The following is a 25745-nucleotide window of genomic DNA, read 5'->3' as shown; positions in this document are numbered from 1 at the left end:
AAACTTGTCCCCCAACTTCCAACCTGAGCTGGGTATGTGCCTAGCTCAGGAGGAGGTTCTGCTTTATTAAGTTCATATTATAAATTAAAATAATTGATATCACGAGGTAATATCTTATGGCAAAAATTGTTGAATGTATTCCTAACTTTTCTGAAGGCCGCAACCAAGCGGTCATCGACGGTCTAGTGGAAACAGCTAAGAGCGTGCCAGGCGTAACACTTCTGGACCACTCTTCTGATGCCAGCCACAACCGCAGCGTCTTTACCTTGGTCGGCGATGATCAAAATATTCAGGAAGTTGCCTTTCGTTTGGTTAAATACGCTTCTGAAAATATTGACTTGACCAAGCACCAGGGTGAACACCCTCGTATGGGCGCAACTGATGTCCTGCCTTTTGTACCGATCAAAGACATCACAAGTGAGGAATGCGTAGAAATTGCGAAGACTGTATCTGAGCGGATCAACCGTGAGCTCGGTATCCCTATCTTCCTCTATGAAGATGCAGCGACTCGTCCTGAGCGTAAGAACTTGGCTAAGGTTCGTAAGGGACAGTTTGAAGGCATGCCTGAAAAACTCTTGGAAGCTGACTGGGCACCTGACTACGGTGAAAGAAAGATTCACCCAACTGCTGGTGTCACTGCTGTCGGAGCTAGAATGCCACTCATTGCCTACAACATCAACTTGGATACAGACAATCTGGAAATTGCCAACAATATTGCCAAAATCATCCGTGGTTCAAGCGGTGGCTACAAGTACTGTAAAGCTATCGGCGTTATGCTGGAAGACCGCAACATTGCTCAGGTTTCCATCAACATGGTCAATCTGGAAAAATTCCCACTCTATCGTGTCTTTGAAACTGTTCGCTTTGAAGCCAAGCGCTATGGAGTTGGAATCCTAGGCTCAGAAGTCATCGGTTTGGCTCCAGCCAAGGCTTTGATTGATGCAGCTGAATACTATCTGCAAATCGAAGACTTTGACTACGGCAAGCAAGTTCTGGAAAACCATTTGCTGGGCTAGGAGGACAGAAACCTATGAAATTAGTAGATTTAAGTTTGACAGAATTCGCCCAAGTCCTAGGCTCAGATGCTCCTGCACCAGGAGGCGGCTCTGCCGCTGCTCTTTCCGCAGCGAACGGTATTTCCCTGACTAAGATGGTTTGTGAATTAACCCTTGGCAAGAAAAAATACGCAGAATTTGAAGCAGAAATTGCTCAAGTGCATGCAGAAAGTGCTCGACTGCAAGAAAGCCTGCTCACAGCTATTGACAAGGACACTGAAGCCTTCAATCTAGTCTCTGCTGTCTTTGATATGCCTAAGGAAACAGAGGAAGACAAGGCTGCCCGTCGTGAAGCGATGCAGAAAGCTCTCAAGGAAGCGACCAAGTCACCTTATGGTATGATGGAAGATATCTTTGCTGCCCTGCAAACAACTCAAAAAGCTGTTGGCAAGTCCAATACCAATGCTGCCAGCGACCTGGGAGTCGCAGCTCTCAACCTTAAGGCGGGTCTGCAAGGAGCTTGGCTCAATGTCCTCATCAACCTGTCAGGTGTCAAGGATGAAGCATTCGTCGCAGACTACCGCAGCAAGGGTGAAGAGCTCCTACAAAAAGGCTGCGCTCTAGCCGATGAAATTTATCAAGAAATTTTGAAAGTTGTCTAATAGATAAACGGAAGAGAAGTCTGCTCTTTCCCATGAATGGACTTCCTTTTCTCAAGAGGTAACAATATGGTTTTATCAGATATTGAAATTGCGAATTCGGTTCAAATGAAGCCCATCAAAGAGGTGGCAGAAAAGCTAGGAATTGCTGAAGATGCCTTGTCTCTTTATGGAAATTACAAGGCAAAAATCAGCGCCGGCCAACTAGAAGCACTAAAAGACAAGCCAGACGGCAAACTGATTCTCGTGACAGCTATTTCTCCGACACCAGCAGGAGAAGGTAAGACCACGACTTCTGTCGGATTGGTCGATGCTCTGGCTGCTATCGGTAAAAAAGCCGTTATCGCTCTGCGGGAGCCTTCACTCGGACCTGTCTTTGGTATCAAGGGCGGAGCTGCTGGCGGTGGTCACGCCCAGGTGGTGCCGATGGAGGACATCAACCTCCACTTCACTGGTGACTTTCATGCCATCGGTGTTGCCAACAACCTACTGGCGGCCCTCATTGACAACCACATCCACCACGGCAATGCCTTAGGCATTGACTCTCGTCGCATCACTTGGAAGCGGGCAGTGGATATGAATGACCGGCAACTACGCCACATCGTGGATGGCTTACAAGGCAAGGTCAACGGTGTTCCACGTGAAGATGGTTTTGACATCACAGTTGCTTCTGAGGTTATGGCTATTCTCTGTCTGTCAGAAAATATTACCGACCTCAAGAACCGTTTGGAAAAAATCATCATTGGCTACAGCTTTGAAGGTAAGCCAATAACTGCTAAGGATCTGAAAGCTGGTGGCGCTATGGCTGCTGTGCTCAAAGACGCTATCCATCCAAACTTGGTTCAAACTCTGGAACACACACCAGCCTTGATTCACGGTGGACCTTTTGCCAACATTGCCCATGGCTGTAATAGTGTCCTAGCTACCAAGCTGGCTCTCAAATATGCCGACTATGCAGTCACGGAAGCTGGTTTCGGTGCTGACCTCGGTGCTGAAAAATTCATCGACATCAAGTGTCGTACATCTGGCCTTCGTCCAGCCGCTGTAGTTCTGGTTGCTACCATCCGCGCTCTCAAGATGCACGGTGGTGTTGCTAAGAGTGATTTGGCTGAAGAAAATGTCCAAGCCGTTGTAGATGGGCTGCCAAACTTGGAAAAACATCTGGAAAACATTCAAGATGTTTATGGCCTGCCAGCAGTCGTTGCCATCAATAAATTCCCACTGGATACCGAAGCAGAGTTGCAAACAGTTTATGACGCCTGCCAAAAACGCGGCGTTGACGTCGTGATTTCTGATGTCTGGGCAAATGGCGGAGTTGGTGGTAAAGAGTTGGCTGAAAAAGTCGTTGAACTGGCCGAAGGAGACAATCACTTCCAATTTGTATATAATGAAGAGGACTCCATCGAGACTAAGCTGAACAAAATTGTTACTAAGGTCTATGGAGGCAAGGGCGTTCGCCTGACTCCTGCTGCTAAACGCGAGCTCAAACAACTGGAAGAGCTGGGCTTCTCCAACTATCCTATCTGTATGGCTAAGACTCAATACTCCTTCTCAGACGATGCTAAGAAACTGGGCGCACCTAAAGACTTTGTCGTGACTATCAGCCAGCTCAAAGTTTCTGCTGGTGCAGGCTTTATCGTTGCTCTGACTGGTGCAATCATGACCATGCCAGGACTGCCTAAAGTGCCGGCTAGCGAAAAGATTGATGTTGACAAAGACGGCAATATCAGCGGTTTGTTCTAATAAATACCAAAAATGACAAATGTAACCCTTTTAAGAGTAAATGATTTTCAAGTTTCCGATTGGTCGGGGGGAAAGACAAAACAGCTTTATCTTTCCCCGCCAACTGGCCACTATGGCAAGCGGGACTTTGACTATCGGCTATCGACAGCGACTGTGGAGTTGGCTGAAAGTCAGTTTTCTGACCTCAGCGGCTTTCACCGCATTCTCATGAGCCTGGACCACACACTTCATCTCCACAATGCCAGCCGGCAGGAGGAAACGGTTCTAGCTCCCTTTACTCCCTATGTCTTTGAAGGGAGTGATTCTATCACAAGTCGTGGGACTTGTACCGACTTTAACTTAATCTACAGCGACCATTATCAGGGACAGATGATTGCCATCTCGAATGGGCAAGAGCTTAGCCAAGATGACGAAATTCAATTTATCTATGCCTTAGAGGATCTGACGGTGACGGTAACAACCCTGCCAGTGCTTAACCTAGAGGCAGAGCAGCTTCTGATAGTGGAAAAAGAGACTCAGGAAACTGAGCTGCATATAATGTTTTCGAGTAACCAGCCAAAGGGAACGCCCCTTGCTATATGGGCTGGTTTGACCCACATCCCTACTAAGTAAAGATACCATGATGCCTTGTCACCATTCTATCTTTACTTGGAAAGGATCCCATATCTCTAAAGGAGAAACATTATTATGGATGCAACTAAACTCACTGCACAAGAACAAGAACAGGAAAAAGCGAAATTCAGCTTTTCCGGTGCAACCCTCTACGGTATCAATGCCGTTATCGGATCAGGGATTTTCCTCCTACCGCAAAAGATTTATAAAGGACTTGGTCCTGCCTCTCTAGCTGTCATGCTTGGAACTGCCCTTCTCGTTATTCTCCTAGCCGTCTGCTTGGCAGAAACTGCTGGTTATTTTAATAAAAATGGCGGAGCTTTCCAATATTCCAAAGCGGCCTTTGGAGACTTCATTGGATTTAACGTTGGTTTCCTAGGCTGGGTCGTAACTGGTATTGCCTGGTCAGCTATGGCTGCTGGTTTTGCCCGACTCTTTGTCATTACCTTCCCAGCTTTCACTCCTTACGAGCGTTTGCTTAGTATCGCTTTGATTATCTTGCTCAGCTTAATGAACATTGCTGGTTTGAAGACCTCAAAAATTTTCACACTCACTGCAACTGTAGCTAAGTTAATCCCAATCATTGCCTTTGCAGCATGTGCTATCTTCTTTATCAAAGGCGGAGTAGATAAAGGAAATTTCACTCCTTTCCTACAGCTTGAACCTGGAACCAATGTCATGACTGCCATTGCCAACACAGCTGTCTATATCTTCTACGGCTTCATTGGATTTGAAACTATGTCTATCGTTGCCGGTGAAATGCGCAACCCAGAAAAGAATGTGCCTCGGGCTATCTTGGGCTCTATCAGTATTGTATCTGTTCTATATATGTTGATTATCGCTGGAACCATCGCTATGCTGGGTAGCCGTATCTTGCAAACAGATGCTTCTGTACAAGATGCTTTTGTCGAAATGATCGGCCCTGCAGGCGCTTGGATTGTTTCTATCGGTGCCCTCATCTCTATCGCAGGTCTTAATATCGGGGAATCCATCATGGTACCGCGTTTTGGAGCAGCTATCGCAGAAGAAGGCTTGCTGCCTAAGAAAATTGCAGAAACCAATGCTAAAAACGCTCCTGTAGTTGCTATCTTAATCTCTGGAGCATTCTCAATCGCTCTGCTCTTCTCTGGAAAATTTGAAGAATTGGCTACCCTCAGCGTGGTCTTCCGTTTCTTCCAATACATCCCAACTGCCTTGGCGGTCTTGAAACTCAGAAAAATGTATCCAGAAAAGAAGGTTGTCTTCCGCGTACCATTCGGCCCTGTCATCCCTATCCTAGCTGTTGTTGTCAGCCTGGTTATGATTGTAGCTGATAATCCGATGAACGTCGTTTATGGTGTCATTGGAGCCGCTGTTGCCAGCTTAGTATACTTCTTTATGCACGGCCGAAAAAAGGTTCCTACTAACCCTGACTAACTCTAAGCATTATATCCCATCATGGAGGATTTTACATGTCAAAATTGATTCACTTAGACGGAAACAGTCTAACACTTGAAGATGTTATCGCAGTGGCTCGTCATGGAGCCACCTGCGAAATTGTCCAAGAAGCAAAGAAAGCTGTAGAAGCTTCCCGCAAAATCGTAGATGATATCGTCCGCGAAAAACGGGTAGTCTACGGTGTTACAACTGGATTTGGCTCTCTCTGCAATGTCAGCATCTCACCAGAAGATACGACCCAGCTGCAAGAAAACCTAATCCGTACGCACTCCTCAGGCTATGGCGATCCCCTGCCAGAAGATGCAGTCCGTGCTATCATGTTAATTCGGATTAATTCCTTGGTCAAGGGCTATTCTGGTATTCGTTTGTCCACTGTCGAAAAGCTCTTGGAATTGCTCAATAAAGGCGTTGTGCCTTATATTCCAGAAAAAGGCTCTCTGGGAGCTTCTGGTGACTTGGCACCGCTAGCTCACATGGTTCTGCCTATGCTAGGACTGGGCCGCGCTTACTATCAAGGTGAATTGCTCTCTGGACAAGAAGCTTTGGACAAGGCCGGTATCGAGAAAATTGCTCTAGCAGCTAAGGAAGGGTTGGCGCTGATTAACGGTACGACTGTCCTGACAGGTATCGGAGCCTTGGCTACCTACGATGCCATCCAGCTGCTTAAACTGTCAGATGTCGCTGGCGCTCTTTCCATGGAAGTCCATAATGGTATTACCAGTCCATTTGAAGAAGACTTACACACCATTCGACCTCAGAGCGGTCAGCTAGCTACAGCCCGCAATATCCGCAACCTTCTGGAAGGCAGTGGCAACACAACCGTAGCCACTCAACAACGGGTCCAAGACCCTTACACCCTGCGTTGTATTCCTCAGATTCATGGTGCCAGCAAGGACTCTATCGCTTATGTCAAGACTAAGGTTGAGATTGAAATCAACTCTGTTACAGACAACCCTATCATTACTAAGGAAGGCCATGTTATCTCAGGCGGTAACTTCCACGGTGAACCAATGGCTCAGCCATTCGACTTCCTAGGCATCGCTATTTCTGAAATCGGTAATGTATCCGAGCGTCGCGTGGAACGTCTGGTCAACAGCCAACTGAGCAAGCTCCCATCCTTCTTGGTCAAACACCCAGGACTCAACTCTGGCTTTATGATTACCCAGTATGCTTGTGCTTCGCTTGCTTCTGAGAACAAGGTCTTGTCTCATCCAGCCAGCGTAGACTCTATCCCATCTTGTGAAAACCAAGAAGACTTTGTCAGCATGGGAACTACTTCAGCACGCAAGGCAGCTGAAATTCTTAAGAATTCTCGCCGCATCGTAGCAACAGAAATCATGGCCGCCTGCCAAGCTCTGGATCTAAAACCAGAAAACCATGAACTGGGCAAGGGAACTAAACCGGCCTACGACCTCTTCCGTCAGCATGTCCGCTTTATCGAGTTTGATAAGGACATCGAAATCTATGAAGAGCTCAACAAGGCTTCTGAGCTGATTGAAAACGAAGAATTCCTAGCAGCAGTTGAAAAGGCTGTAGACTTGAGCATTCAGTTCTAAAGCTGGTGGCTCTGTAAAAAAGCTAACATAAGAAGCCCGCTCTCATTCAGCTGGGCTTCTTTTCCCGCCAAAAGTCATTGACAGGCTTAGCGGAAACTCTTATAATAAAGTCGCAAGTATCGTTATGGAAAAGGACAAAATCATGTTAGAAGATTACTATCAGCTAGATAACAGCTACTATCATAAGAGACTGGATGATGATTTATATGCTGCCAAATGGGGGATGGTTATTGAGTTTTTGGACTTAAATGACCCTAACTTAAAACCCTTTGACGGCGTTAACTTTGCCTTGATTGGCTTCAAGAGTGACAAAGGAGTTTATATCAACCACGGCCGAGTGGGGGCTGTCGAAGGGCCACAAGCTATCCGAACCCAGCTGGCCAAGCTTCCTTGGCATCTGGGCAGAAACGTCCGCGTCTTTGATGTTGGCGATATTGACGGGCCTAACCGCTCTCTGGAGCAGCTGCAGCAAAGCTTGGCTCGAGCAGTCAAACGCCTGCGAGAGCTCAATCTCCGGCCTATTGTCCTAGGGGGCGGCCACGAAACAGCCTACGGCCACTATCTGGGACTTAAGTCGTCACTAGCTCCTGACCAAGACTTGGCCGTTGTCAATATGGATGCCCATTTTGATTTGCGTCCCTATGACCAGACTGGTCCCAACTCCGGTACCGGCTTTCGCCAGATGTTCGATGACACTCTGGCTCAGAAGCAGGCCTTTAACTACCTTATCCTAGGGATTCAGGAGCACAATAACAATCTCTTTCTCTTTGACTTTGTGGCAAAATCCAAGGCTATCCAGTTTCTGACTGGAATGGATATGTACCAAATGGGTTACAAGGAAGTCTGCAAGGCGGTCGATGCCTTTTTGGCCGACAAGGAGCAGGTCTATTTAACCATTGACATTGACTGCTTTGCAGCTGGCGCCGCTCCTGGTGTTAGTGCCATTCAGTCTCTCGGTGTGGATCCCAATCTAGCTGTTCTGGTCTTCCAGCACATCGCCGCCTCAGGCAAACTGATAGGCTTTGATATCGTCGAAGTCTCTCCGCCTCACGATATAGACAACCATACGGCTAATCTGGCTGCCAGCTTTGTCTTTTACCTGACCCAAGTCTGGGCACAGGCACATGATTGATAGATTTTTGGCTATTTTAAATATTAAAAAGAGGATGAAGATAGCTTTCATCCTCTCTTATTTTTTGTTCAAGCCCTGACGCAAGTTTTCCAATTCCTTTAGCTGGTGCCGGTCTCGGTAGGGATTGAGCTGGCTTTTGGCTGTTTCATAGTAGGTCTCAAAGTCCTGATCTAGCAAGTCTTCAAAGTCTGCTTCCTGCAAGCTGCCAGTCAGCAGGCGATACTTAACCACAGCCATCAGATAGTAGATCAGCCCCTTGTCCCGCGGATTGCCATAGCGACTAATGAGGCTATCCTTTTTCCTCAGAAGATCAAGCACAGGCAGATAATCTCTCTTCTCACAGCCAATCAAGGCCAAATACACTTCCAACTGGGTCTCTTTCCAAGGGAAGCTGAGAGATTTCAAAGCTGTTTTAGCTTTGAGGAAAATTCGCTCCGCCTGCTCATAATCTTTCAGCTGATAATAGGTCATACCCAAGCCGATGTAGAAAGCAAAAATCGAAGGCTCTGCTGTTTTATTTTCCGTCAGCTTAATGGCCTCCTTCTGATGGGTCAGCGCAGTCGTGAAATTTCCGCGAATCTGCTCAATCTCTGCCAGATAGTCTAGAGCCGCCGCAATCTGAATCGAGTACTTGGAACGCAGCGAAGCCGTCAAGCTGAAACAATCAATAGACTGGTAGAGATGGTGAAGCGACTGCTCCTCATCCCCAATCATGAGATGATAGAGCCCCTTGAGCCGGAGATTGATAGCAATGGCCTCGTGATTGTTGGCCTGAACCGAAGCATCCAGAGCCAGCTCCGTATAGTAACGCATCTCCGGGATATTCTCCGTCTGGATGCAGTAGTAAATCATCTGCCGATAGCCTTCTAGGAGAAAATCCATCTGCTGCAGCTCCTTGGCCGAAATAATCACCTGCTGGATATTGTCCATCCCCTGCTGGTAATTCCCCGTCCGAATGGCATAGCGTCCTTCTAGATAGAGAAAGCGGAGAACCAATAGCTGAAAATCCTTGTGATTCTGATGTTTTCTCTCTAAGCCCTCTATCTCCCGACGTATACGGTCAAACTGGTCTAAAACTGCGGACTGATTGATATCATCCGTCTTTTCGATAAAACCAAACTCCCGTGAATAAATTGGAAAGAGCTCGTGATGAAACTGCAGCGTAGCCTCAAGATAATGCAGCTCGTACTCCAGAGACTTAATCGGCTGCTTGGACATCTTGTAGTGATAGGCGATTTCATTGAGCAGCTGAGCATGATAGAGAGAGTCTCCCAGCTGGTCTTCCATGCCTTGGGCAATCTGGTGATGCAGCATTCGCTTCTTGGCAAGTGACAAGCGCTCATAGGCGTAGATTCTCAAAAGCTCCTGACTGAACCGCACTACCAATTCCTCGCCCTGCTCCTCTTCCATCAAGAGCTGCTTCTGTCCAAACTCCTCAGTGATTTCGACCACTTCTTCCATCGGCAGACCTAATAACCTAGCTAAGAGCGAAACCGACGCAGGAGCCCTAAAACAAGCCAGATAGTCCACCAACTCCTCTTCTTGACTGCTCAGGTAATCCAGCTTCAGAGACAGCTTGGCCTTGATGGACGGAGTCAGCGGATGAAACTTCTCCCCTCGCAGGAGCTGCTCAGCATATTCCGACAGGAAGAAAGGGATGCCTTGACTGACCCGATAAATATCCTCAAGGCCTTCTTCAGATATGGCTATCTGACCTGTCTGGGCTTGCAAGTAAGCTGCACTATCCTTAAAATTCAGCGGCTGCAGCTCAATAAAGCCCAGCTTATTGCGTATCAGCAGGTGATTGAAAAAATGTTCCAAATAAGAAGGGGTGCTCAGATGCTTGGTCAGCACAAAGGCCACAGGATAGCCGGTCAAATGATTCATAACCTGCTCTAGGACAGCAACACTGGCCTTATCCATCCAGTGACAGTCCTCAATCAAGATTATCAAAGCTTTTTTCTTAGAAATCTTCTGCAGAATATCCACCACAAACTGAGCCAGCTTGTCCGCATCCAACTGAAGACTAGAAGCGCCGCCTGTCAAAATGGGAAAATAACTCTCCAAAATGACCTGCCACTGGCTGATAGAGAGAATCTGGTGCTGAATAACCAAGTCGCCCAGACCGTCCAGCAAGCCACGCCAAGGCTGGAGCTCTGCCTTCATCTCTTCCTTGAAGCACTCAGCCATGACAATCTGGAAATACTTGGTCTGGTTGGCCAGTACTTGACGAGTCACTGTCCGCTTTCCAATACCAGTACCACCGACTAGAACCAGAGCACGCGCCTCCTGAGTCTCTATCACTTTAGAGAAATAAGATTCCAAGCGCTTGATTTCATCGACCCGCCCGAAAAAGTGGTCCGTATTGCGCAGAAACTGCTTGGTCTTGCGCTCGCTACGGTCCTTGGCAAGCACCTCATGATATAGTTGCTGGATAGGTTCCGTAGGGCTAATACCCAGTTCCTTATCCAAAATATTGACCAATTTGTAGTAAGTCTCTATCACTTTGCCAGGCCGATCATTATCCTGATAGAGCTTCATGAGCAGATGGTAGTTTTTCTCATCAAACTCATCAATGCTGATCAAGCGGCGCAAATTCCGCTCAGCCCCTTCCAAATCTAGCCGGTCTTTTTCTGTTTCCAGCTGTTGGTAGCAGGCTTGGATATAAAGTTGCTCATATCGGGTCCGCATCTTAGACACCCAATAATCAAAGGCCTCGCTGTCCTTGAGATAGAAGCCCTGCAGAAAATCACCCTGATAGAGAGACAGATGCTCTGCAGGATGGTTCGTAAAAAGTTCTACATCACTTTCAATCGCACACTCGGTATTAAGCGACAGCACAGTCCGGTTAGGAGCGACAATCCACTCCCCTCCTAGTAGCTTGTTAGCTTGATAAATGGTATTGCGCAGATTCTTTTTGGCAGTCTGATTATCCTTGTTTTCCCAGAGGATTCCTGCAATCTCCTCCCGATTGACTGCACCATTGATGTGGAGATAGTAAAGCAGAGCATTGATTTTGGCAAAAGGAAAAAAGACTTCCTCCTGATTGAGAAAGACACTCGGACTTCCCAGCAATTTCAACCTCAACAGATCTTTCGTCATGCAAACGCCTCCAAGAAACCTTATAGAACTAATATAAACAAAAAGAGACAGTTTGGCAAGTAAAGTATTATACCAGCCCTTAATTTCCAGTTTTTAAATTGGTTTTATTTAGGATTTTTTTGTTATACTAGGATGAAAATAAAATTTTAGAAAGTTACTTATGAAGAAAAATATTGTTCTTTTCATTTTTCTCCTTCTGAGCGCGATTGGCTTAGAATACGAGACACAAGCCTATACTACTGGCAGTATGTCAGGTACTTCCTATGGGATTGTCGGACTGTCAGCCCTCTTGGCTCTGCTCTATATCGTCCCTGCCCTGCTTTTGATTCGTCAACTGGGAAAAAAATGGCAGACGCCTGCACTTAGCCTTGGGGTAGCTCTGCTAGGTGGCCTTTTCATTTCTGGCTGGACCTCTGGCTTGGCTAATACCTATATCCACGAGTGGGTCAGCACCAGCTTCCCAAATACTCTGCTCAGTGACCTAGAAAATGCTATCGCAGCTCCGCTGGTTGAAGAACCCCTCAAGCTGTTGGCAGTTGCCTTTGCTGTCTATCTAGTGCCCGTCAAAAAGCTCAAATCCTTTTTGCTGCTGGGCATTACGGCTGGCATGGGCTTTCAGATTAGCGAAGATTTCTCTTATATCCTCTCTGACCTGCCCGAAGGCTTCTCCTTCACCATCTCTGGGATTCTAGGACGTATCACTGGCGGCATTGCCTCTCACTGGCTCTACACCGCCCTAACCACTCTCGGTCTGGCTCTCATGCTACGCTATGCCAAAACTCAGAAAAATTATTTCCGAGTGGGGCTCTTCTACTTCCTAGCAGCCTTCGTTCTCCACTTCTTCTGGAATTCACCGCTGACTGCTATCGAAACGGACATCCCAATCATCGTACCTGCCATGACTGCTCTGGCTGTCTTTATCTTTTACCAAGCCTACCGAACAGCCCATAAAATCGACCAAGAAGAATTGGAAGTAGAATAATTTCAAAAAACGACCGTTATGGCCGTTTTTTTGTTGCAGGAAAATATTTTCCCAATATTTATATTTGAATCATAGTAATAGATTGCCAACATTTGAATTTTCTAGTTTTTATAAGTATATACATAAATCACCTTTCATACTCTATAATTCATCCCACAACTTCACCTCAACCCCTTTTCCCATCGCATTTCTACCACATTCTACCCCTGCTCTTTCCTTAAAGAAATGTTAACATTTTCTTAAAACTAACTTATATTAGGAATTTTTAAGCCGCAGTCTGTATACTTTCTACAAATCATCTAAGAAAGAGGTATGGATATGGATTATCTAGTGATTCCGGCCTATGAGCCTGATTATAATCTTATTAAGCTTATAAAAAAAATTCACCATAAAAGTGATTTTCATATCATTGTTATCGATGACGGCAGCTCTTCCAAATGCCAGATAGTCTTTGAGCAGGCAGAGCAGTATGCGACCGTGCTCCGTCATCAGGTCAATCAAGGAAAGGGGCAAGCGCTGAAGACTGCTTTTACCTTTATCCAAGCACTGAAGATCTATGGAACGGTGGTAACAGCAGATGCGGATGGCCAGCACAAGGTCTGGGATATTTTCCGCGTAGCGAGCAAAGCTTCTGAAAATCCCAATCAGTTGATTCTCGGAGCACGCGCCTTTACTGGCAAGGTGCCCCTGCGCAGCCGCTTCGGCAATAGTCTGACTCGAGCTCTCTTCAAAGCCCAGACTGGGGTGGATGTCTCTGATACCCAGACAGGCTTACGAGCCTTTACGACCAACATGATTCCCTTTATGTTAAAGGTAGAGGGCCAGCGCTATGAGTATGAAATGAACATGCTCTTAGAAGCCAGCAAGGAATATCCCATTTTGGAAGTGCCCATTGAGACGGTCTATATCAATGACAATCAAGGCTCCCACTTTCGGCCAATTCAGGATGGGCTCATGATTTATAAAAATATTTTTAAATTTGCCCTGACTTCTCTCAGCAGTTTCGTCGTGGACTACATCGTCTATGCAATGGCTCTCTTGTTTTTAACTGCTGTGCCGACCAGCCTGAGAATTCTTTTAGCTAACGGGATTGCCCGCGTGACCAGCTCAATCTTTAATTACTCGACCAATAAAAGGCTGGTCTTTAAGAACGATGACAGTATACTCAAGACAGGAACTGGCTATTTCAGCCTAGCTGTAGTGCTCTTTATCCTAGACACACTGCTGATTCGCCTCTTCTACGCTGTCTTTGGTCTCAATCTTCTGATTGTCAAAATTATCGTCGGAATTTTACTCTTCACCGTCTCCTGGATGGTCCAAAAGAGATTTATTTTTAAGGAAAGGACACACACCGCATCATGAAATTTTTAAAGAAACGCTATGCCTACGCCTCCATTTTCGGTCTGCTTCTGACAGCTTCCTTCAGCTACTCCATGCTGAAAACCTTTGTCATCGCAGAGACCATTTCCACGGTTTCAAGCACAAGTTCGTCGTACAACGCCGAGGCTGCCAGCAAGGCTGTGGAAACAGCGACTGTGACGGATACCAGCTATTCAGACGACAACATCTCGGTCACACTGACTGAAAAGACCGTCAGCAACACCCAAGTCTACATCGCTGATGTGACTGTCAGCTCATCAGAATACCTGAAAACAGCCTTTGCCCAAAACACTTACGGAAACAATGTCACTGCCAAGACCTCGGAAACGGCCGCCAACAACAATGCCATCCTAGCGATTAACGGCGACTACTATGGAGCCAATACGACTGGCTATGTCATCCGCAATGGCGTCGTCTACCGCGATACCGTCCGAGAAGACTCCAGCAATGGGGATTTAGCTATTTACAAAGACGGCTCCTTCAAAATTATCTATGAAGACCAAGTCTCTGCTGATCAACTAGTCAAAGACGGTGTGGTCAATCTCTTGGCCTTCGGCCCATCGCTTGTAGAAAATGGCGAGATTGTCGTTGATACCAACTCCGAAGTCGGCCAGTCCATGTCTTCCAATCCACGGACAGCTATCGGTATCATTGACGAAAACCACTACATCATCATCGTTTCAGACGGACGCACCTCAGAAAGCGAGGGGCTTTCCCTCTACCAAATGGCAGAAATCATGAAATCTTACGGTGTCAAGACCGCTTATAACCTTGATGGCGGCGGATCCTCTACACTTTACTTTACCGGTCAGGTCATTAACAAACCTACAACCAACGGAAACACTATCTCAGAAAGGTCGGTGAGTGATATTGTCTACATCGGTTACTAATCCCAGCAAAAAACGTTTTAGAAAAACAGCCCTTATCTACGCACTATTAACTATTTTCTTCTTTGCTTTCAGCAGAATCTATGAATCCTTCAGCTTCGGCGAAACATCTAGCCACATGCACTACCTCTTTGTCATTCCTCTGGTGGGTGGCATCCTCCTCCTGCTCTTCATGAAGATTATTCCTAACCTCTCTCGGCTCAGCCTCAACCTCTGGAACTCAGCTGTCGCCACCATGACAGCCGGCATGCTCTTGCGTGGCATCGTCAATTTATCCGGACGATCCACAACACTGGATATGCCCTACTGGTACGTAGGAGTAGCCTTTGTAGCCCTGGCACTACTCTCCATGGTCTTTACTCGAAGTGAGTGGAAGGCGGAAGAGCAAGCTCAACCAATACCCAGCAAAAAAGAAGACGCAAAACTAAGTCGTCGTGAAACCTACAGTCAAGTATAAACCAAAAAACCTCAGAAAATCTGAGGTTTTTAATGTAGGGATCATTCTTCTGATCATTTATCTCTATGAACAGTTAGGTAAATTTGCATTTTTCATTCACACTCATACATATCACCCGTCAGCGGGTCAATGACTTCTGCTAGCTTAAAATATCCCTGCTCATAATGGTAATGACAGATAGCGCAGTTGCCAAAGCGCACCTTGGGGTCGAGGTCTTGAGCCGCAATCTTGAGATAGAAGGCCCACATGGCACCGCCGTGGCTGACGGCCAAGACTGGCTCTGCATCCGCCTGCTCCATGACCTCAGTCAGAGTGACTAGCACGCGCTCACCGACTTGGTCCACACCTTCTCCGCCATAGGGGACGAAGAGGTCTTCAAAAGAGGTAGCTCCTGGCCGAAATTTCGGTTGCAGGCGTTCGGGCTGAGCTTCAAAAAGACCAAAGCTCCATTCTTTAATGCCCTTAAGGCGAGTATAGTCGGTCCGGCCAGAGACAAGTTCCAGCGTATCAGAAGCCCGCTCCTGAGTAGAAGAGTAGAGACGTCCAAAACGAATGCCCCGCTCTTTCAAATAAGCTCCTGCCTGCCGGGCCTGTTCCTGCCCCAGTTCAGTCAAAGGAGAGTCGCAAGCTCCCTGCACCAAGCCTTCTTGATTGAAAAAAGTCTGACCGTGCCGCATCAAGTATAAATCTTTCATTTATTTTTCCTTCCAGTTGCTAAAATCGTGACCAATCACTTTTTCTAGGTAAAATTGGTCATGTTCAAAAGTAAACTTCAAAATACCGCAATTGGTCATGTGACCTAGACTTTCCAGACGCCAGTTTTTCTGCCAAGCTCTGGCAAAATTGGCCATAGCTGCGCCATGAGAGACCATGAGCACGGACTGGCCATCTGTCTCTTGCATGAGCTTGAGAACGGTCGCAGCCATGCGCTCCCTGACCTGATCTTGTGATTCACCGCCATAGGTCACAAAGAAATCTCCATAGGGCAGGGGCGGATTAAGATCCTCGCTTTCCCCTTCAAAAGTGCCAAAGTTCCACTCCTTGAGTCCCTTGACACGCTTATAGGGAATCTTACCGTCCGTTACCAATTCCAAGGTATCACAGGCCCGCTCTTGAGTAGAGCTATAAGCATCATCAAAAGTAATTCCGGCATCCTTAAAATATTGCCCTGCCACCTTGGCTTGATAGATGCCAAAATCAGTAAGAGGAGCATCACACCAACCCTGCACCTTATGGCGTAGGTTGAAAAGCGTCTGGCCATGCCGCATCAGATAAAGAGATTTTGCAATCATTCATATCTCCTTTAGATGAGTTCTAACTTTTCAAAGGCCTTGTAGAGACCGTCTTGGCTGACCGAGTCTGTCACCAGATCGGCCATAGCCTTGATTTCCGCTCCGCCATTTCCCATAGCGACCCCGACCTGACAATAGTCCAGCATAGGAATATCAACCTTGGCATCACCGAAAGCCAGAGTATCCGCCTTGTCAGCGTGAAGATTCTTCAGGAGAACCTCAATGGCATGTGCCTTGGTGATGTCTTTAACACCTAGGTCACCAAAGAGATCATGCTCACCTTTGCCACCCCAAGTTCCTGCCTTGAGCTCAGGAAAAGCTGCCTCAGAGTCCAGATGGTCTTGGTAGCTCCTGAGAATAAAGCTGACTTTGTTCAGGTCGTCCCGATAGAGCTCCCCGCCATAAACCAGGCCGTGAAGAGCTTCTTCTGCCTCCATATTTACTACTTTTCCTGGATTAACACCTTTTCCAAGGACGTAGGTCCGAAGCACTGGTCGCGCTGCTTCGCGGAAGCCTTTGCTTGCAAATAGACCGTTATTACTCTCTAGGTAAAACTCTAGCCCCCGCTCTTGAAGCCAGTCGACTAGCCTTTTAGCGACATCTCGCGGAATCAGTTGGTGCAGAATAACCTCCCCCTCATGCTCCACATAAGAACCGTTGCCACCAATCATCCCATCAAAGCCAATATCCCAAATTTCCGGCGGCATCTCAGCCTTGCTGCGACCTGTGCAGACATAAACCAAATGTCCCTTTTCCCGTGCCTTGCGAATGGCGACAACAGCAGACTCCGGTATATGATTATCATAGTCGATGATGGTCCCGTCCACATCCAGAAAGATGATTTTTCTTGTCATAAAGCCCTCTCCTCCTTGCATTTACCGATTACTTTATTCTAATAATCCAATCTGGCAAATGCTTTCTTCATTTTTTACAAATTCTCTCATTCTGACCCAGCTCTATTTTATAAAGGCTCCATCCTATTATATATCTTTTCGAAAGCCTTTTCCTATAGAATTATCAGAGATATTGGTACTATCCTTTCTTTATTTAGAGAAAAAACAAGAAGGACAGCTTTTAATCAGCTTGTTCCTTCTGCTTTTTTATTTCCCAGCTTATCTACTCATCCCCTGCTTCAAACAGCCAAAGTTTGGAATCAAAGTCATAGCTCGGCTTTTGCCCAGAATCCTCTAAAAGCTGACCGCTGGAAGCGTCCGTGGTAACCAGCCCAACTCGCATAAGCTCAGCCCCCGTATAGGCACGCCCCTCTAGCCGATAGACCTTATCCACAGCCAGTCCTTTCAGTTGCAAGCGCTGATGAGAACGATTGACTTGATTGAGGACCTTGAAAGTGCCTAAAAGTGCCGTGTTCTGATCCTGACTGACAACCATCCAAGCTGTCTGCCCATCTCCCTTAAAGGGCGACTGCAGTCGATAAAAAGTTCCATTATGAATTAGCTCTCGATGGCGCTTGTAAAAAGCTATCTGTTCCCTGACTTCAGCCAATTCTTCTGGACTTAGCTGATTAAGATCCAGCTCATAGCCAAAGGAACCGAAAAAGGCGACATTGCCCCGCGTCTTCAACGGAGTCAGACGATTGGTCTGATGATTGGGCACGATGGAGACATGGGCTCCCATGGACGAAAGAGGGTAGAGAAGACTGGTTCCATACTGGATTTTCAAGCGCTCAATCGCATCCGAATCATCACTGGTCCAAGCTTGAGGAGCATAGTAGAGCATACCTGGATCAAATCGGCCTCCACCTGAAGAGCAGGACTCAAATAACAAGCTTGGATACCGACTGATTAAACGCTCATACAAGTCATAAACACCCAAGACATAGCGGTGAAAAATCTCTCCTTGCTGATCAGCTGGCCAGGCAGCTGAGAAGACATCCGTCAGAGGGCGATTCATATCCCATTTGATATAATCCAGCTGCGCTTCCTCGATAATCGCTGACAGACGCTCAAAAATCTCATCCACTACTTCCGGCCGAGAATAGTCCAAAACAAACTGGTTCCGACCATGGTGGGGCTGTCTATCTGGCACTGCCAGCAGCCAGTCAGGATGAGTTCGGTAGAGTTGGCTGTCCTTATTGACCATTTCCGGCTCAAACCAAAGACCAAACTTCATGCCCAAACCGTGAATTCGCTCTGCTAGCGATCCCAGCCCCTGCGGCAGCCTGTCTGGATTGACAAACCAATCACCCAGCCCAGCACGATCATTAGTCCGCTGGCCAAACCAGCCATCATCTAACACAAAGAGCTCTACCCCTACTTCCTGAGCCTTTTCAGCAAGCTCCAGCAGCTGATCCTCACTAAAGTCAAAATAGGTAGCTTCCCAATTATTGATGAGAACAGGACGCACTCGCTCGCGCCAGTAGCCCCTAGCTAGACGTCGACGAAATAGCTGATGAAAGACTTGACTCATGCCATTGAGGCCCCCCTCAGAGTAAACCAACAGAGCTTCTGGACTGGTAAAGGACTGGCCCGCAGCCAGCTTCCACTCAAAATCGAAAGGATTAATTCCTAGCTGCAACCGGGTCACATCATAGGTATCCACCTCAGCCTGAATGAGAAAATTGCCCGAGTACACCAAGGCCGCTCCTAGCACTGGACCTGATAACTCAGTCGTTTCCGGTCGCTTAAGAGCCACAAAAGGATTGTGGTGGGGACTGGAAATGCCGCGGGTTGACTCAATAGACTGAATCCCCTGCTGAAGCGGACGCGCCTTGATATGGCGTTCCCGGGCCCATGCTCCTGATAGCTGCAGCCAGTCATAGTCAGCATCTGGCAGATCCAGCGACAGACTAGCTAGGGATTCCAAATAGCAAGTTTCCCTGCCTTGATTAATCACTTTGCTGGAGCGAGCGATAACCGGCCAATCAGCAAAAATCGTATAAAACAGCTGAACTTCTACTTCTGTCAAGGCATCTCGCAGGGTCAAGATAAGCGTCTTAGCCTCCGTTTGAGCCTCTATATAAGTAGCGGGCAGCCCCTCTAAAGCTGGCTTACCATCTACCATCTGATGACTGACATAGACAAAATCAGTAATACGCGAGCCATTTTCCTGCCGCAGACAGATAGCGGGATGGCGAAAATCTGTCGTGCCGTATTCTGGAAATTCCTGCCGCACATGCTCCAAAGAATAGCGTAAATCCCCTTCTTTCCGATAGGTCGTCATGGGCCGATGCTGCAGCTCCACCAGATAAGAATAATCCCGCTCTGGTACCGCCGCTCCGTAGTAAAGTTGCAAGAGTTTACCATCCTCCGCAACCCGAAAGATATAAGAAACATCACCATTAGTCAGATGAAATTGTCTGCACTCTTCCTTAAACAAAATACTCGCCTTATTCATGGTCTTCTCCTTTCACAGTTTGCAATCAAACTTCCACTTTCATTATAAAAAAGGCCACCCCTTTTGGTAAGCCTTTCTTTCTAGTATTATTTATCCAAATGTGACTTTTTACAGCTCCTGTCCCAGATGAGAGCTAGCCTTGCGAAAATTCAAGGGCGACTGGCCACGTGCCTTCTTGAAGGCTTTTGAAAAGCTCTGGGTTCCGGCAAAGCCTGTCTTATTGGCAATCTCTTCCACCGAAAGCTGGCTGCTCGTCAGCAAATCAGCTGCCATATTGAGCCGCAAATCATTGCTGTACTCCTTGATCCCCTTGCCTACTTCATCCTTGAAAAGACGAGATAGGTAGGAAGGGTGCAGAGCCAATTTCTGCGCCAGCTCCTGTACAGATAAACTTTCTGGCAGATGACTGCTCAGCAGTTCCAAGACCTGCTGGACATAAGGATTGACCCGACGACTTTCCGTGATTAAAGATGTCTGCTTAAGACGTTGGGACAAGAGCTCTAAGAAGCGATAAACTTGCCTTTGCAGAGCTAGTTCAGCTGTTATTCCGCTGCCCTCATAGGCCAGACTTTCAAAGACCAAGGCCTTAAATTCCTGCACAGAAGTCAGCTCAAAAGACCATTGGCCTGACTGTAGTCCCAGAACCTGGAGATAAGGAGGCAAGAGGCACCCACCCAGTCCCATCCAGACATAAGACCATGGCTCTTCTCCATCAGCCTGATAAAATACCGACTGACCCGGTGGCACCACAAAGCCCTGCCCTTCCAGCAAATCATAGCGTTGATTGCCAACGGAGTAAGTCCCCCGCCCCTCCAGTACGATATGAATGACATAAACATCCCGAACAGCCGGGCCAAAGCTATGATGGGCTTCCGTTTTTGAATAACCACAGAAAGCAAAAAAACAATCTTCTTGGCCAAACTGCATAGACTTAACCAAGGTCAGCGAATGCTCCATCAGCTCCTCCTTAAATTTAGACAAAACTTTTATCCATATTATAAAACAAAAACCACTAAACAGCAACTGAATCTGATTAGTGGTTTCTTCATTCATCTTAAAAAGATTGGACAGATGGATTATGATTGAAGAGAGCATGGGTAGCCTTATAGATATGGTAGGCCGTTGCAGCGTTATTCATAGTATAAAGGTGTATGCCCGCCACATCCTGAGTCACCAAGTCAACAATTTGGTCCACAGCATAAGCCAGACCAGCTGCTCTCAGAGACTCTGGGTCATGTTCGTACTTATCCAGAATAGCCCGGAATTTTCTTGGCAGCTTGATATTCTCACAGGTCTTGAGCAGGCGCAGAGCCTGATTGCGATTGAGAATCGGCATAATCCCAGCATGGATGGGCACTTCAATACCGGCTAAAATACACTTGTCCTGAAAATCATAGAAGCGCTCATTGTCAAAGAAAAGCTGGGTCACCAAACTAGAACAGCCAGCATCCACCTTTTTCTTGAGATTTTGAATATCCGAAATTTGATTTGGAGAATCCGGATGGCCCTCTGGATAGCAGGCTCCGACGATGTTAAAGTGCGGCGCTTCTGTCTTGATGTATTCGATCAAGTCAGTCGCATAGGTAAAATCATCCTTAGGCGCCACATCTGGAAAAATATCTCCTCGCAAAGCTAAAATCTGATGGACACCAACCCGATCTAAAGACTGTAAGATATTAGACACCATGTCCTTGGTCAGATAGACCGCAGGTAAGTGAGCAATCGTCGGAATCTGGAGATCATTGGCGATGAACTCGGTCAAACGAACCGTCGTCTCCTCAATGTCAAACTTATTATTGCTGGCTGTCACACTGATAAAGTGAGGAGCCAGATCTTGCATCTCTCTCAACGCCTGAAAAATCTTATCATTGCCTACTGCCGGATTGGGAGGAAATACTTCAAATGAGAGACTGGGTGTGTGACGACGAACCATATAACAAAAAGTTCCTTTCAATGATGGTAGCGATAGCCGAGGACAATCCTACAAAAACAGCTCCTGCAGGATTGTCAGCTCCGCTTCAATTTTGGTATGTTCCTCCATCAAGATCAACTTTTGAGGTTCGAGGAGGATTATTTCAAATGTTGTCTAGCCGATTTGGCTGCTTCTACTAAGCGCACCAAGCTAGCTTTAGTTTCTGGGATACCACGTGTTTTCAAACCACAGTCAGGGTTGATCCAGACCTTGCTGCTTGGCACCTTAGCCAAGATGGCTTCAATCGTATGGTCGATTTCCCCTTCATTTGGCACGCGCGGTGAGTGGATATCGTAAACTCCAGGACCTACTTCTGTCTGGAAGTTCTTAGCCTTGAGCTCGTCCAGGATTTCCAAGTTAGAGCGGCTAGCTTCAAAGGAAATCACGTCCGCATCCATGTTGTCGATCGCAGGGATGATATCTGTAAATTCTGAGTAACACATGTGAGTGTGAATTTGTGTGTCTGGCGCTACTGTAGAGTGTACCAAGCGGAAGGCTGGAATTGCCCAGTCAAGGTAGTCTTCGTACCAGTCGCTGCGACGGAGTGGTAATTTCTCACGAAGAGCAGCCTCGTCGATTTGGATAATCTTCACGCCTGCAGCTTCAAGGTCAAGCACTTCATCCTTGATTGCCAAGGCGATTTGAAGGGTTGAATCCTTGATCGAGATGTCTTCACGTGGGAAAGACCAGTTGAGGATGGTTACAGGTCCAGTCAACATACCCTTAACAGGTCTGTCTGTACGGCTTTGTGCGTAGCTAGACCATTTAACAGTGATTGGGTTGAGACGAGTCACATCACCCCAGATGATTGGTGGTTTCACCCCACGCATACCGTATGATTGTACCCAACCATTCTTAGAGAAGAGGTAACCTGACAGGTTTTGACCGAAGTACTCAACCATGTCATTACGCTCGAACTCACCGTGCACCAGCACGTCAAAGCCGACTTCTTCTTGCCACTTGATCCATTCATCAATCTGCTCAGCCAAGAACTTGTCATAGTCTTCTGCTGACAGCTCACCCTTGCGGAAGGCCAAACGTTTGGCACGGACTTCCTTGGTTTGAGGGAAGGAACCAATTGTCGTAGTTGGCAATGGTGGCAGATTGAGCGCCTTGTGCTGAATTTCCTCACGCTCTGCAAAGACCGGCAGGCGAGTGTAGTCTGCATCTGTCAAGCCAGCGATCCGAGCAGCCAGCTCTGCATTTTGTCCAACACGCTCTGCTGCAAAGAGAGCTTTGTTAGCAGCAAGTGCTTCTGCACCACCGCCATTACGGATAGCATCCAAGTCACGGATTTCATCCAATTTTTCCACCGCAAAGGCAAAGTGGTTCAAGATTGCTGGTTCAAATTCTTCGTTAGCAGTCGTAAATGGCACATGGAGCAGCGAACATGAGCTTGTCAAAACAAGATTTTCAGCTGGGATTTGCTCAAGAACAGCCAAGCTCTTTTCATAGTTGTTGCGCCAGATGTTTTTACCGTTGACGATACCCGCATAGAGTGTCTTATCAGCTGGGAAACCACCTTTAACAAGGTCAAAAGTTTTCTTGCCTTCGACAAAGTCCAGACCAATCGCATCTACTGGCAGCTCTACAAGGTCTGCATAGATGTCACGAACGTCACCAAAGTAGGTTTGAACCAAGACTTCCAAGCCTTTCTTGTCTGCCAAAAGTTTCTTATAAAGGTCCAAGAAGAGAGCTTTTTCTTCTGCTGACAGATCCTTGACCAGACTTGGCTCATCCAGCTGGATACGCTCTGCGCCAAGCTCTGCTAATTTGGCAAAAACTTCTTGATAGGCTGCAGCCAGGGCATCTACAAAGTCAGCCGGCGCTACACTGTCTTCAAAGTCAGATACTTGCAGGAGGGTGAATGGGCCAACCACAACTGGACGGGTTACCAAGCCCAACTCTTTCGCTTCTGCAAATTCATCAAAAATCTTATGCCCAGCCAATTTGACTTGGGTTTCTTTTTCAAATTTAGGAACGATATAGTGGTAGTTAGTGTTGAACCATTTCTTCATCGGAAGGGCGCGGACATCCCCTTTTTCGCCCTGATAACCACGAGCCAAGGCAAAATAACGCTCCAAGTCAGTCAACTCCAACCCTTGCACAGATGACGGCACCACGTTAAAGAGAAAAGCCGCATCCAGTACATTGTCGTAGTGAGAAAAGTCATTTGACGGAATCTCTGAAATTCCTTTTTCCTTAACAATATTCCAGTGCTTAGCGCGCAGCTCCTTAGCTGCAGCCAGAAGCTCTTCTGCTGAGATTTCATGTCTAAAGTATTTTTCAGTTGTAAATTTCAATTCGCGGAATTCGCCCAAACGTGGGAAACCAATAATAGTCGTTGACATAAATGTCCTCCAAAATTTTTCTTGATTTTATCTTATCAGAAAATCCCCCCTCTGTATAATTGGAATTTCCCAGAGTTTGATATAGCCTAAAACTATAACCACCCTCATCAACCAATCCAAAAGCCCTATTTTAACAACACTATTAACTGAAATTATTGTTTGCTATAGGTAGAAATTATGGCCTTGGAAAAAGAAAAACCAGCGATTTTTATTCTCGCTGGTTTCTTTTCATTCTTTTACTAGTGCTTTTTTCTCCTCCTTCTCCACAACAAACTCTCTAACCAAGCGGTAGATAACTGCAAAGATAGGGGTGAAGAAAATCATGCCGACCAAACCAAAGAGATTACCTCCAATCAGGGCGGCAGCTAGGGTAAAGAGCGTTGGGAGACCGACGGACTGGCCTACCACGCGCGGATAGATGACATTGCCCTCAATCAGCTGCACTCCCTGAAAGACTGCGATTGAAAGAAGAGCTTTCCAAGGGCTGTCGGTGAAGATAAAGATAGCACCTAGAGCACAAGCTGAGAAAGGCCCGATGTAGGGAATGAAAGAGAGCACTCCGGCCAAAACTCCTGTCAAGGCCGCATAAGGCAGGCCTGTCAGAGAGTAGGCGATAAAGACTAAAATCCCAACAATGACGGCCTCTATCATCTGCCCCATCAGAAACTTATCATAGGTCTCAACAATGACAGAACCGACATAGGATAGGCGTTTGACAGCCTTCTCAGGAAGCAGGACCTGCAGGAGACGGCTAGTGATTGTCTGTAAATGCTCCTTGCTGCTCAAGAAGGCAAACATGAGAAAAATAGACATGATGACAGAGAAGAAATTGCCAAAGATGGCAGAGATATTGCCCGTCAGACTGCCCAGAAGAGAGATGGCTCGGTTGACAATGTCGCTATTTTGCAGTTGCTTGGTCAAATCTTTCAGCTGGCTAGAGGAAAGCAAGCCAGACTGCTGCAGCCACTTGGCTACCTGAGGTGCTACCTTGCCGATTGTTTCACTCAGCTGATTGACCGCTGTGGTCAGAGTCGGCACGACGATGGAGACAATCCCCGTCATAATGAGAGCTAAAATCAGCACCTCTAAAACTAAGGCCAAACCGCGCTGCAACTTCTGAGGGACTCGGCATTTGCCCAAGAAGTCTTCCAGCTTTTTCATCGGAACATTAAAGATAAAGGCTAGGACTCCACCCAGTATAATAGGCGAAAAAACCGAAGTCAGACTCTGCAGGCCAGACCAGATGTTCCCGATATAGAGAACCAGAGCTAAAGCAAGCGCCGCAAAGACAATTAGTTTATAAGAATCATTTATTTTTTTCATAAGGTTTCCTTTTGAGGTTTTTCGTTTTCTTATTTTATCATAATTTTCGAGGGCTTTCGAGCAGGAGGAAGCATGGGTTAGTCCGCTTTGTCATCGCTCTTGAATTTGGGTACATCTTGAAGATAAAAAATCCCCGATATGATAGCTAGAACGCCGGCCAAGTTCCCCAAAAATGGAATGATTCCTGCAAGAAAGGCGAAAAAGAGAAGCTTATGGCTCATCTTATTGACTCTTGGCTCTTCACTATAATGAGCCATTCCAGCTAGGGAAAGACAAAGAAACAGCAAGCTGATCAGTATGATCAGGACGCCCCAGTCAGACTTTTCGACCATCTTGGGAACTAAAGCAACTATTTCCCAGTGCCATCTCTGAGAAGAAGCGTAAAGGATGATGAGGCCTCCTAAAATTCCAGTAATTCCATTTACTAATAACAATTTATTTGATTTCATAGCAATCTCATTCTTTCTTTTTTAAACATAGTATACCTAGCTACTTTCTAATCTGTCAACCA

General features: G+C 46.7%; 21 protein-coding genes. 11 read left to right on the top strand and 10 right to left on the bottom strand.

Translation table 11 applies throughout. The features are described 5' to 3' along the window. Window positions 1–116 precede the first annotated feature (116 nt). From ftcD to hutG, 7 genes are all read left to right on the top strand, one after another. Complete coding sequence (gene ftcD / locus O3621_RS07260) at window positions 117–1016, top strand: glutamate formimidoyltransferase (protein ID WP_101771756.1); 900 nt, start codon at window positions 117–119, stop codon at window positions 1014–1016. 14 nt (window positions 1017–1030) lie between these two features. Next, window positions 1031–1657 carry a cyclodeaminase/cyclohydrolase family protein gene (locus O3621_RS07255; protein WP_125332037.1) on the top strand — a complete coding sequence of 209 codons (627 nt, stop codon included), beginning with the start codon at window positions 1031–1033 and terminating at the stop codon, window positions 1655–1657. Between the two features lie 66 nt (window positions 1658–1723). Further along, window positions 1724–3397: a formate--tetrahydrofolate ligase gene (locus O3621_RS07250; protein WP_032909593.1), complete on the top strand. Its 1674-nt coding sequence runs from the start codon at window positions 1724–1726 to the stop codon at window positions 3395–3397. 12 nt (window positions 3398–3409) lie between these two features. Continuing rightward, entirely contained in the window at window positions 3410–4009 is a 600-nt protein-coding gene (locus O3621_RS07245; RefSeq protein ID WP_002901402.1) for a HutD family protein, read from the top strand. A 75-nt stretch (window positions 4010–4084) separates the two neighbouring features. Beyond that, window positions 4085–5425: an APC family permease gene (locus O3621_RS07240; protein ID WP_125433947.1), complete on the top strand. Its 1341-nt coding sequence runs from the start codon at window positions 4085–4087 to the stop codon at window positions 5423–5425. 35 nt (window positions 5426–5460) lie between these two features. Continuing rightward, the gene (hutH, locus tag O3621_RS07235; protein WP_125332031.1) at window positions 5461–7002 is read left to right on the top strand and encodes a histidine ammonia-lyase; all 1542 of its coding nucleotides are present in this window, start codon (window positions 5461–5463) and stop codon (window positions 7000–7002) included. A 142-nt stretch (window positions 7003–7144) separates the two neighbouring features. Continuing rightward, window positions 7145–8134, top strand: a complete 990-nt coding sequence (gene hutG, locus O3621_RS07230; protein WP_371513998.1) for a formimidoylglutamase — start codon at window positions 7145–7147, stop codon at window positions 8132–8134. 57 nt (window positions 8135–8191) lie between these two features. Here hutG and O3621_RS07225 read toward each other — a convergent pair whose 3' ends face one another. Further along, on the bottom strand, window positions 8192–11236 hold the full coding sequence (locus O3621_RS07225; RefSeq protein ID WP_126435901.1) for an AAA family ATPase: 3045 nt from the start codon (window positions 11234–11236) through the stop codon (window positions 8192–8194). 160 nt (window positions 11237–11396) lie between these two features. Between O3621_RS07225 and O3621_RS07220 the strand changes: the two genes are divergently transcribed. From O3621_RS07220 to O3621_RS07205, 4 genes are all read left to right on the top strand, one after another. Beyond that, entirely contained in the window at window positions 11397–12218 is an 822-nt protein-coding gene (locus tag O3621_RS07220) for a PrsW family intramembrane metalloprotease (protein WP_125332026.1), read from the top strand. 312 nt (window positions 12219–12530) lie between these two features. Beyond that, window positions 12531–13580 carry a GtrA family protein gene (locus O3621_RS07215; RefSeq protein ID WP_371513997.1) on the top strand — a complete coding sequence of 350 codons (1050 nt, stop codon included), beginning with the start codon at window positions 12531–12533 and terminating at the stop codon, window positions 13578–13580. Next, window positions 13577–14488, top strand: coding sequence for a phosphodiester glycosidase family protein (locus tag O3621_RS07210; protein WP_371513996.1), 912 nt, complete (start codon window positions 13577–13579; stop codon window positions 14486–14488). Before O3621_RS07215 ends, O3621_RS07210 begins: the two co-directional genes overlap by 4 nt. Then, complete coding sequence (locus O3621_RS07205; protein WP_371513995.1) at window positions 14469–14942, top strand: hypothetical protein; 474 nt, start codon at window positions 14469–14471, stop codon at window positions 14940–14942. Before O3621_RS07210 ends, O3621_RS07205 begins: the two co-directional genes overlap by 20 nt. A 92-nt stretch (window positions 14943–15034) precedes the next feature. Here O3621_RS07205 and O3621_RS07200 read toward each other — a convergent pair whose 3' ends face one another. The 9 genes from O3621_RS07200 to O3621_RS07160 form a co-directional block, all read right to left on the bottom strand. After that, window positions 15035–15637: a histidine phosphatase family protein gene (locus tag O3621_RS07200; protein WP_371513994.1), complete on the bottom strand. Its 603-nt coding sequence runs from the start codon at window positions 15635–15637 to the stop codon at window positions 15035–15037. After that, window positions 15638–16234, bottom strand: a complete 597-nt coding sequence (locus O3621_RS07195; protein WP_125332017.1) for a histidine phosphatase family protein — start codon at window positions 16232–16234, stop codon at window positions 15638–15640. Window positions 16235–16245: 11 nt separating this feature from the next. After that, on the bottom strand, window positions 16246–17109 hold the full coding sequence (locus O3621_RS07190; RefSeq protein ID WP_371513993.1) for an HAD family hydrolase: 864 nt from the start codon (window positions 17107–17109) through the stop codon (window positions 16246–16248). Between the two features lie 241 nt (window positions 17110–17350). Continuing rightward, a complete protein-coding gene (locus O3621_RS07185) occupies window positions 17351–19588 on the bottom strand; it encodes an alpha-galactosidase (RefSeq protein WP_371513992.1) in 2238 nt (745 codons plus the stop codon). Window positions 19589–19696: 108 nt separating this feature from the next. Next, on the bottom strand, window positions 19697–20641 hold the full coding sequence (locus O3621_RS07180) for an AraC family transcriptional regulator (RefSeq protein ID WP_314449782.1): 945 nt from the start codon (window positions 20639–20641) through the stop codon (window positions 19697–19699). A gap of 1 nt (window position 20642) precedes the next feature. Continuing rightward, window positions 20643–21521 (bottom strand): methylenetetrahydrofolate reductase [NAD(P)H], encoded by an 879-nt coding sequence (gene metF / locus O3621_RS07175; RefSeq protein ID WP_314449781.1) that lies wholly within the window; start codon window positions 21519–21521, stop codon window positions 20643–20645. A 137-nt stretch (window positions 21522–21658) separates the two neighbouring features. Continuing rightward, the gene (gene metE / locus O3621_RS07170; protein ID WP_371513991.1) at window positions 21659–23911 is read right to left on the bottom strand and encodes a 5-methyltetrahydropteroyltriglutamate--homocysteine S-methyltransferase; all 2253 of its coding nucleotides are present in this window, start codon (window positions 23909–23911) and stop codon (window positions 21659–21661) included. A 228-nt stretch (window positions 23912–24139) separates the two neighbouring features. Then, window positions 24140–25234, bottom strand: a complete 1095-nt coding sequence (locus tag O3621_RS07165; protein WP_314449758.1) for an AI-2E family transporter — start codon at window positions 25232–25234, stop codon at window positions 24140–24142. A gap of 77 nt (window positions 25235–25311) precedes the next feature. Next, window positions 25312–25683 (bottom strand): hypothetical protein, encoded by a 372-nt coding sequence (locus O3621_RS07160; protein WP_009659755.1) that lies wholly within the window; start codon window positions 25681–25683, stop codon window positions 25312–25314. Window positions 25684–25745: the final 62 nt, after the last annotated feature.

Origin of the sequence: Streptococcus sp. 20925_1_22, from assembly GCF_041431685.1 — a bacterium.
GTDB lineage: Bacteria > Bacillota > Bacilli > Lactobacillales > Streptococcaceae > Streptococcus.
This window is presented reverse-complemented; position numbering and strand designations above follow the sequence as displayed.

Coding starts and splice junctions, on each gene's coding strand:
- O3621_RS07165 (WP_314449758.1), bottom strand. CDS start 25,234: ATGAAAAAAATAAATGATTCTTATAAACTAATTGTCTTTGCGGCGCTT.
- O3621_RS07220 (WP_125332026.1), top strand. CDS start 11,397: ATGAAGAAAAATATTGTTCTTTTCATTTTTCTCCTTCTGAGCGCGATT.
- O3621_RS07240 (WP_125433947.1), top strand. CDS start 4,085: ATGGATGCAACTAAACTCACTGCACAAGAACAAGAACAGGAAAAAGCG.
- O3621_RS07255 (WP_125332037.1), top strand. CDS start 1,031: ATGAAATTAGTAGATTTAAGTTTGACAGAATTCGCCCAAGTCCTAGGC.
- O3621_RS07225 (WP_126435901.1), bottom strand. CDS start 11,236: ATGACGAAAGATCTGTTGAGGTTGAAATTGCTGGGAAGTCCGAGTGTC.
- O3621_RS07160 (WP_009659755.1), bottom strand. CDS start 25,683: ATGAAATCAAATAAATTGTTATTAGTAAATGGAATTACTGGAATTTTA.
- O3621_RS07180 (WP_314449782.1), bottom strand. CDS start 20,641: ATGAATGAAGAAACCACTAATCAGATTCAGTTGCTGTTTAGTGGTTTT.
- ftcD (WP_101771756.1), top strand. CDS start 117: ATGGCAAAAATTGTTGAATGTATTCCTAACTTTTCTGAAGGCCGCAAC.
- O3621_RS07185 (WP_371513992.1), bottom strand. CDS start 19,588: ATGAATAAGGCGAGTATTTTGTTTAAGGAAGAGTGCAGACAATTTCAT.
- hutG (WP_371513998.1), top strand. CDS start 7,145: ATGTTAGAAGATTACTATCAGCTAGATAACAGCTACTATCATAAGAGA.
- O3621_RS07190 (WP_371513993.1), bottom strand. CDS start 17,109: ATGCAAGGAGGAGAGGGCTTTATGACAAGAAAAATCATCTTTCTGGAT.
- O3621_RS07200 (WP_371513994.1), bottom strand. CDS start 15,637: ATGAAAGATTTATACTTGATGCGGCACGGTCAGACTTTTTTCAATCAA.
- metE (WP_371513991.1), bottom strand. CDS start 23,911: ATGTCAACGACTATTATTGGTTTCCCACGTTTGGGCGAATTCCGCGAA.
- hutH (WP_125332031.1), top strand. CDS start 5,461: ATGTCAAAATTGATTCACTTAGACGGAAACAGTCTAACACTTGAAGAT.
- O3621_RS07195 (WP_125332017.1), bottom strand. CDS start 16,234: ATGATTGCAAAATCTCTTTATCTGATGCGGCATGGCCAGACGCTTTTC.
- O3621_RS07210 (WP_371513996.1), top strand. CDS start 13,577: ATGAAATTTTTAAAGAAACGCTATGCCTACGCCTCCATTTTCGGTCTG.
- O3621_RS07245 (WP_002901402.1), top strand. CDS start 3,410: ATGACAAATGTAACCCTTTTAAGAGTAAATGATTTTCAAGTTTCCGAT.
- O3621_RS07215 (WP_371513997.1), top strand. CDS start 12,531: ATGGATATGGATTATCTAGTGATTCCGGCCTATGAGCCTGATTATAAT.
- metF (WP_314449781.1), bottom strand. CDS start 21,521: ATGGTTCGTCGTCACACACCCAGTCTCTCATTTGAAGTATTTCCTCCC.
- O3621_RS07250 (WP_032909593.1), top strand. CDS start 1,724: ATGGTTTTATCAGATATTGAAATTGCGAATTCGGTTCAAATGAAGCCC.